The organism is Streptococcus mitis (assembly GCF_005844455.1).
Lineage (GTDB): Bacteria > Bacillota > Bacilli > Lactobacillales > Streptococcaceae > Streptococcus > Streptococcus mitis_BF.
This window is the reverse complement of the sequence record NZ_SPGF01000111.1, coordinates 1-1,582: the sequence shown is the minus strand read 5'-3', so window position 1 is coordinate 1,582 and position 1,582 is coordinate 1. Positions and strand designations below refer to the sequence as shown.

Genomic DNA, 1,582 nt, shown 5'->3' with positions numbered 1-1,582 from the left:
AAAGTTTGAAAAAAAGTAAAAATTGAATGAGATATTGTTTACCCAAATTTTGAGTACACTAAAAAGAGGTCTTGCTACCTGATTTTTAAAAAATTAACTGACGTTGAATCCGTGTTGTTGTGCAAAGCGAATAGCGTCTTTAACAGACATTGTCTTGTCTGGGTTTCTGATTTCAGTTAATCCTTGCAAAACAGGATTATAGTTTTCTTGTTTTAGAAGGACTTGGTAGATAGCAACGAGAAGCCTACGACAAATAGCGATAATCGCTTTTCGATGCCCACGTCGTTTCTTGAGTTTGAGATACTTGTTCTTGAATTCGGGATGTTTATCAGACTTGACAACAGCGTTAGCGATTTGCACGAGAAAAGGTTTGAGGTATCTCCCACCTTTGGAAATGCGAGTAGAGTATTTCTTCCCAGCACTTTCATTGTTAGCTGGAACTAACCCTGCCCAAGAGCAGAGTTTTCCTGCAGAGTCAAAGAGCGTCATATCTGCGCCGATTTCAGAGATAATTCTGAGGGCAGATAGTTCTTCTTTACAACCAGGCACAGTTTGAATTAACTTGACCTGTTCTTGATATTCTTGTCCTAGCTCACAAATCATCTGTTCTAAGTCCTCTTTACAGATAGCGAGGGCATCATAATGGGCTTTGATGACCCTAATTTTCTCAGCTTGTTCAGGGGTCAATTCGCCTTCTGTAGCGATTTCTAAGTCCTGTACTTTGTTCTTCATTCTCTTGTGAACCAACTGTTCGATATTGGGTTTCTCCTCTGGATTGTCAAGGATACTCTTGATAATAGCTTGAGCACTTTTTCCGAAGACGTCGGAAACAACACTTGCAATTTGAAGGTTAGACCAAGTGAGACAGTTTTGATAACGATTTTTCTCGCTAACTTGAAGTTGTGTTAACTTCATACGATAGCGAAAGAGGTCACGTAGTTGTCTGATTTTAAGAGGTGGGATAAAGCTGGAAGCAACAAGGTCATGCTTGAAGAGGTCGGCAATCCATTGAGCATCTTTTTTGTCGGTCTTCTTTCCACGAATAGCCTTAACATATTTTGGGTGAGCCAAACAGATATTGACGTGTTCTTCGAGGATATTGAAAACAGGAATCCAGTATTTACCAGTTGATTCCATACAGACATCAAAGCAGGAATAGTATTCCAACCAATCTTGTAGCTGAAGAAGTCCATTCGTAAAGGTAGAGAACCGTTTACGGTGGTAGCTAGTAATTCCGTAATTGTCGGTGATGGCAATAACAGCTACAATGAAGGTTTTATGCACATCAATGCCACAACAATTTGGGTAAACCATTTTTAACATGAGGGGTCTCCCTTCACAAAAATTTAAGAAGAGCCTATCCCTTGACTGTTCTTCCTTTTCACAAACGAGTCGCTTATCCAATTATAAGTTTACGTGCTCATAGTCACAGTTAGTTGTGCTTGATAGGGAGAGCTACACCTATAAATATTCGAGGTAGTAGCTGAACTACTCACTTACTCTCCTCCCCGTGATTTGTAGTAGTGATAGGTCTTCTCAGTTTAATTATAAATCAAAATAAAGAGCACAGCACTTTTTCATT

Annotated in this window: 1 protein-coding gene; it reads right to left on the bottom strand. The window is 39.4% G+C overall.

Going from position 1 to position 1,582, the window contains the following annotated elements; genetic code table 11:
• Positions 1-93 precede the first annotated feature (93 nt).
• The gene (locus FGQ53_RS11630) at positions 94-1,323 is read right to left on the bottom strand and encodes an IS110 family transposase (RefSeq protein WP_138338935.1); all 1,230 of its coding nucleotides are present in this window, start codon (positions 1,321-1,323) and stop codon (positions 94-96) included.
• Positions 1,324-1,582 lie beyond the last annotated feature (259 nt).